Source organism: Colwellia sp. SU-HH01172, from assembly GCF_057553355.1.
The window spans coordinates 1-6,397 of sequence record NZ_BAAJMB010000012.1; the positions used below are offsets into that span (position 1 = coordinate 1).

11 protein-coding genes are annotated in these 6,397 nt (G+C 36.0%); all 11 read right to left on the minus strand.

The annotated features are described in order from the left end of the window. Positions 1 to 473 precede the first annotated feature (473 nt). Positions 474 to 761 (minus strand): hypothetical protein, encoded by a 288-nt coding sequence (locus tag AC27JP_RS20175; protein WP_487117739.1) that lies wholly within the window; start codon positions 759 to 761, stop codon positions 474 to 476. 114 nt (positions 762 to 875) lie between these two features. Further along, entirely contained in the window at positions 876 to 1,250 is a 375-nt protein-coding gene (locus AC27JP_RS20180; protein WP_487117740.1) for a hypothetical protein, read from the minus strand. Between the two features lie 105 nt (positions 1,251 to 1,355). Then, entirely contained in the window at positions 1,356 to 1,781 is a 426-nt protein-coding gene (locus AC27JP_RS20185) for a DUF7832 domain-containing protein (RefSeq protein WP_487117741.1), read from the minus strand. Between the two features lie 93 nt (positions 1,782 to 1,874). Beyond that, positions 1,875 to 2,318, minus strand: coding sequence for a DUF4304 domain-containing protein (locus AC27JP_RS20190; protein ID WP_487117742.1), 444 nt, complete (start codon positions 2,316 to 2,318; stop codon positions 1,875 to 1,877). A gap of 108 nt (positions 2,319 to 2,426) precedes the next feature. Next, a complete protein-coding gene (locus AC27JP_RS20195; RefSeq protein WP_487117743.1) occupies positions 2,427 to 2,924 on the minus strand; it encodes a hypothetical protein in 498 nt (165 codons plus the stop codon). A gap of 125 nt (positions 2,925 to 3,049) precedes the next feature. Next, the gene (locus AC27JP_RS20200; RefSeq protein WP_487117744.1) at positions 3,050 to 3,400 is read right to left on the minus strand and encodes a hypothetical protein; all 351 of its coding nucleotides are present in this window, start codon (positions 3,398 to 3,400) and stop codon (positions 3,050 to 3,052) included. A gap of 572 nt (positions 3,401 to 3,972) precedes the next feature. After that, positions 3,973 to 4,179 (minus strand): DUF4177 domain-containing protein, encoded by a 207-nt coding sequence (locus AC27JP_RS20205; RefSeq protein WP_487117745.1) that lies wholly within the window; start codon positions 4,177 to 4,179, stop codon positions 3,973 to 3,975. Between the two features lie 131 nt (positions 4,180 to 4,310). Then, positions 4,311 to 4,640: a hypothetical protein gene (locus tag AC27JP_RS20210; protein WP_487117746.1), complete on the minus strand. Its 330-nt coding sequence runs from the start codon at positions 4,638 to 4,640 to the stop codon at positions 4,311 to 4,313. Positions 4,641 to 4,739: 99 nt separating this feature from the next. Next, on the minus strand, positions 4,740 to 5,093 hold the full coding sequence (locus AC27JP_RS20215; RefSeq protein WP_487117747.1) for a 2OG-Fe(II) oxygenase: 354 nt from the start codon (positions 5,091 to 5,093) through the stop codon (positions 4,740 to 4,742). An 84-nt stretch (positions 5,094 to 5,177) separates the two neighbouring features. Continuing rightward, complete coding sequence (locus AC27JP_RS20220) at positions 5,178 to 5,564, minus strand: hypothetical protein (RefSeq protein WP_487117748.1); 387 nt, start codon at positions 5,562 to 5,564, stop codon at positions 5,178 to 5,180. A gap of 87 nt (positions 5,565 to 5,651) precedes the next feature. Next, on the minus strand, positions 5,652 to 6,397 hold a 746-nt coding region (locus AC27JP_RS20225; RefSeq protein WP_487117749.1), incomplete at its 5' end, for a L,D-transpeptidase family protein.

A 6,397-nucleotide genomic window follows, 5' to 3' on the forward strand; every position in this document is an offset into this window, starting at 1 on the left:
AATAATGGGCAAAAATTGTTGGCTAAAATGTTGAGGAACGAAAACAGCCAACTGTTTTTGTCCTTATTAATTAGCTTGTTATGTGTTTTTACTGCCGTTCTGGTTTGCGTTTACCCGGTAATTTTCTATAGATTGTAATATAAGCAAAAACATATACCCAGATAGCAAGTGGAATGAAGCCAATCAGCCCTGACAGTTGAACATTAAAATTAAAGCCTAACCTCAAAATTGCATAGTATTGAGTAATAATTAATAGATATAAACCGTATATTCCAAATAAACACAGTGCTCCTGTGAGAACTCTGAATAATTTCCGTATATGATTTTGATTACCCTGTGTTGACATTTTACTCCATTCTAAAGAAACACATAACGCCACAATAAGCGGCTAAGTAATGCTTGCTAAAATGTGAAACGAAGTGGAACCGAGCAAGCTTTACGTGTCCGACTTTATTGCCTTGTTAGGTTGCTGATTAACCTAGACTTTGTTTATTATACTTACGACGCTTAAATAAGTTAATAAAGTAAAATATTAAACTCCATACAAAACCTATAAACAACCCAACGATAATTGATGCTGCACCAGACACACCCGCTGAATAACTTGAATCAAAATACATTAAAGCTTCTAGCCGTAGTACAACGCTTAACTCATATAAAACCGTTCCAGCTACTAAGCCCCAAAGTTTAAATTTGTAAGCTACAAAAGCTGAAACTATAAATCCCATGATGGGGATAAACCAGTTTGCAAACTCAGCCATATTGAAAGCTACCTAACGCCCTAATAATGGGCAAAAAATTGTTTGCTAAAATGTTGAGGGACGAAAACAGCAAACTGTTTTTTGTCCTTATTTATTAGCTTGTTATATGTTGATTTACCGAGCATAAAACACATCGGTAAGTTCTTTTAACTCTTTATCTGAGAGAGCATACATAAATGAACCTTTATATTGCTCGAACTGTGCTTTTGTAAACCAACTAGAAAAATACTGCCAGTGTTTTCTATTTGAAGTTATGTCTTCAAGAAAGCCACAACTAACCGCTTGTTTTGCTTCCTCTCCAGAATTATCGCTAAGAGACCAAATCAAATATTTTAAAGTACCATCAATGAAGTTTTGATCTCCACTTTCTACTGCATGATAGAAGCTACTAGATATTTCTACCCAAAGATAACCAACAGTATCAGCACCTTCAATTTCAACTCGAAATTGAGGTAAGAATTCTAATGCTTTCCTTCGCCACGTACTCATAACTCTCGCAACATATAACGCCTCACTAAGAGGCAAATAATAGTTGGTTAAAATAAGCGACGAAGGAGCAAAAACCAACTGTTATTTGTCCTTTTGAGTGACTTGTTATGTGTTTGATTGCACCCAAGCTTCAAAGTGTTTAGTTATGATCGGGGCTACTTTTTCGTATGTCTCCCATGTGTCAGGGACATGATAAATAGTCTCGTAATTATCATAGGGGTCAGAAGTCTCAATGTATATGGTGAAGTACTCATTCTCGTAAAACTCTGAAGCAAACTTATTACCAAGTTCATTGAGATCTTCATCAGTAAATTTACCATCGCAATTATCAGAGAGGAATTGACCGCCTGTTTTAAGTTTGCTCTTAACCGCTTCTATCTCTTCTGGCCATTCAACTTTATGTAAATCACCGGCTAGTCCGTGAGTTAATGCCCAAGCTAAAAAAATACCCGTATGGGTATGAGCATTTTGTTCGGATAACCCTTTTGGATAATCACCACCGTAATGCCATGATGCATCATCATACTTCATAGATACTCAAACTCCATTTAAAACACATAACGCCCCAATAAGGGGCTGATAATGCTTGGCTAAAATGAGCGAGGTACGAGCAAAAGCCAAATTTTATTTGTCCGTTTTGAGCGGCTTGTTATATGCGAATTCTTTCCACCACGGCTCTGCCTGTTTTTTTAATTGCTTTAAAACCAATTTAGCTAAATAGTTAGGTTGATTAAAAATACCCCAAAACCTTTTTTTTGAATAACAATACCAAAAGTCATTTTTACCTTTGAGAGGTTGGCTACCTAACCTTAATCGGTTGCCAGAATGAGAAACATGAATTTTTTTCAGGGGATACTCGCGAGCGAATTTTGTAATATTTTCATTGTTAATACCCGTATTAGATATTTCTACAACGAATGAACCACCACCAGAATGAAACTGAAAAGTAATCAAATCAGCGTGTTCAAAATTATCTCTATAGAAGTGAGGGAAACTCCCCTTAAACCCCAGCTCTCTTAAGTAAGGCACAACAATTTCTTTGAGGGCTTTATCCATTTGTTCACGCATAGTCTGACCTGAGCATATAACGCCCCACTAAGAGGCGAAAAATGCATGGCTATAATAAGTGAGGTACGAACGCAAGCCATGCTTTTTGCGTCCTACTTTAGTGTCTTGTTAGCAGTTTATTAAACCCAGCCGATCAGCACTTTGTATTAAGGCTGTAACATTTGAATCGGTTAACTCTTCACATTGCTTATAAACAACGCCCATTTCACTAAGTTTGTTCGATTGACCTACTAAATAAGATATATCACCAAATAAGTTTAAAAATATATCAGATATTTTTTGGGGTGTTTGGTTAGAGTAAATAGTTCTAAATATTGAGAAATCGAAAATAATGCCTGAAATAGAAACCCAAGCATGCCCATCCCAGCTAGATAAAACATCATTGCCAGTAGAAAATGCCCCGGCTATATCAGAATGACTAAATATAGTTTTACCTTCGACAGCCATACTTCCAGTTACTAACTTTGCATCTAATTCAGTGTTGTCATTAATCATGGCTACCAACAATGCGCTGATATACAAACACCCTCCATGTATAGGGGGCATTTTCTCTAAAATTACACGGCCACTTTCTACAATTTCAGAAATGTCTTGAGAACTAATCATGTGACTCCAATATATGAAAGACTGCTAACGCCCATTTAAGGGGCTGATAATAGTTTGCTAAAATGTGTAGCGAAGCGAAACCGAGCAAACTGTTAGCAGTCCCGCTTTAAATTCTTGTTATGTGCCTAACTGCACACCACATCGTTACTTTTATTAACAGTAATCACAACTCTCTTGTGAATTTCATTATTAGTAACGTAACCACAACTACCACGAAACACAACTGAACTTTTACTTTTAAACTGGTAGTTATAAACACCATCGCTTTGTTCTAGAGAATAATGCAGTGTGTTCTCTTCACCATCCGTTAACGCGCCAAAGTTCAAGTTGGAGTTTGGTAAAGCTACCTCAACTTGCTCAACGACATCACCTGATTTATTTACGACAGTAACACTAGGCATGACAAATGCGCTGCCATAATAGACTACGGCTATTACCACAAGAATAGAAATAACAATTTTGGCGATGAGCTTCATACTGCTTCCATAGGCACATAACGCCTCATTCAGAGGCAAATAATGGTTGGCTAAAATAGCGACGCAGGAGCAAAAGCCAACTTTTATTTGTCCTGCTGGAATGACTTGTTAGGTGTTTTTTACACCATACCTATATAAAGCAATCAGTTGCGGAATAGATAGGATAAATATTAAACCATAAATTGCAGCGACTATTACAGTTTGGCTATCTGGTGATATAACCGACCACAACCAGAGTAAGTATGCTATTGACCAAATGAAAAAGGCAGGAAAAAACAGCCTCCAAAATTGATCAGTAAAATACTTAATTTTATATATGTAACCTTGCAGTCCAATTAAGCCCATAGTTAAAACAACCCAATTGATTACATCAAAGATTGCAATATCCGATAGGTAACCAGATCGAAAATTCATGATTAATTGAAATACGCAAAACCAAAAATATACTTTCCACAAACGCATAATTCTAATGAACACCTAACGCCCAATTAACAGGCAAAAAATGGTTGGCTATAATAAGTGAACGTAGTGAACAAAAAGCCAACTGTTTTTTGTCCTTGTTGAATTTCTTGTTATATGTTTTTGGCACTACCTGGCATTTGACACTCAATAAGTAACGTATAAGAAACAACAAACCCCGTAAACCAAGTATTTGGAGTAATTGAAACAACTTCCCAGCCATCCTTGCCAATTTCATGTATTTGCAAATTCAGGGCGTCCAAATCTACATTTCCAAATCCCCAAAATTTTCTTTTTCCAAATTCAACTACTCTTCTCACTTTTAGTGCTCCTAGCTAGTGAAACATATAACGCCTCGTTAAGAGGCAAATAATATGTTGGCTAAAATAAGCGACGCAGGAGCAAAAGCCAACTGTTATTTGTCCTGCTTTAACGACTTGTTATACGTATTTTAATACCTAGAGACAACACTTATGCGCTGCAATAAGTCATAGCCTTTATCACTTATACAGTTTCGCAGTAAGTTCTCTGCCTTAGAAACTGTTATATATTCATTATCATTCATAATTTCGTTGTTGCAGGAATCTAAAATCTCCTTAGACTGATCGGAGTTAAGAGCATTAGAATAGTCAGTTTCACCTTTAGGAACCCAAGCTACCTCCAATATATCGTCACCGACTTTGACTAAATTGGAATATCCAACATCCAAAGCTGTTCGTGAAGAAACACAACCAGTTAGCATAATTAAAAATATTGCGGCTATCGCCAATTCTCGATTCATACGTATAACGCCTAAATAACAGGCAAAAAATTGTTGGCTAAAATAAGTGAACGTAGTGAACAAAAAGCCAACTGTTTTTTGTCCTTGTTGATTTTCTTGTTAGGTGTTTTTTACCCAACCAATACTAAGTAAATATCTGTTACCTTTTACAATTTTTGAAACTTGATGCTCGCTTACATCAGGACGAAAAAGTTTAATTCGTTTTGTTTCATAAATCGGATTAGAACAAATAAACTCACCGCCTTTATCTGCGTTTTTTAATACGATATTTAAGCGATAATGTTTACCTGATACAACTTTATCCGTATGCGGAGATATTTCACTTCCTTCAGGGAATTTAAGCAAATAAGTATCAAATTTTATAGGCCACATTGCTCCGCAAAGTAGCATCTTATCGTAACCCGATTTCTGCCTGCCTCGTTCCCAACGGAATAATTTACTCAGAAAAGACATACAGACTCTCGAAACACCTAACGCCCCATTAATGGGCAAATAATAGTTGGTTAAAATAAGCGACGCAGGAGCAAAAACCAACTGTTATTTGTCCCTGTTTAATGGCTTGTTATATTGCAGTTTACGCCTAACTTTTATTAAGTTATATAACTCGTAAGTGGCAACTATGCATAAGATAATAGATGCCACTTTAAATGCTACAACATCTCCCTCGCCACAATCGCCAGAACCATGAGTACTGAAATACATAAAAGTAGGCAATATTAGTGCGACACAAATAATTGTCACTATTTTAAAGAGACCTCGGAAATCTGCAATAGACCTTAATGCTAACGATAAAAGAATAAGGAAAACATTTAAAGCAAGCAACCTTATACCTAAGATTATTAAATCCTGATCGGGTCCACCAAAACATGCAAATGAATTGGTTGAGAATGTCACTAATGTAAAAGCAATAGCCAGATTTTTCATGCAATATAACGCCTCATTAAGAGGCTAAAAATTGTTTGCTAAAATGTGAAGCGAAGCGGAACCGAGCAAACTGTTTTTAGTCCTGCTTTAATGCCTTGTTATGTTTTTAGTAACCATACTGTATTCATTTACAATATCTTTGTATAGATCTCCAACCCATACTGGCGAACCATTTGGAATACTAAGCTCATTTATGGATGGATTAGTAGGAGAGATAATTACTTGGGTATTTGATAAACCTGTAGCATGCACTAGATAAAATAAGTTCTCGATTACAGGATCGCCCATGGCTAAACAACCTATAGACGCAGAGCGACCATGAATAAAGATATTAGTACCAGGAGAAGCTCTACCTTCATTTTTGGCATGTTGTAAATCGAAAGCATTTGGGTAATTTAATTTCATAGATAAGTGGTAAGAACTATTTGGGTTGAAGCCTTCAATTTTATAGAGACCTTCTGGTACTTGTTTGTCACCTTCAATCAATTTGGGGCCTAAAATACCACTTGCTGCTTTAACATTGTAACTAGTAATTAATTTGAAAATCTTGTCTGCGTTTGAGGCCCAAACTTCTAACTCTTTTGAATCTTTAAACGCGATTAAAGAAAGGTTCTTGGGAGGAAAATTTATACCTTTAGAAAGAAATAAAGGAGTTAATTCTTGTTTAACTTCTACCTCTAATTTTTCTATAACCTCAGCTACAGTTTGTTTACCCGTAAATTTAATCACTACCGGATACCATATACTTCTCCCATATTGGTAAAGTAGAAATAAACAAACGAACGAGATTAATACTAAAACCTTTTTCAAATCACCGTACCTTGAGAAAAACA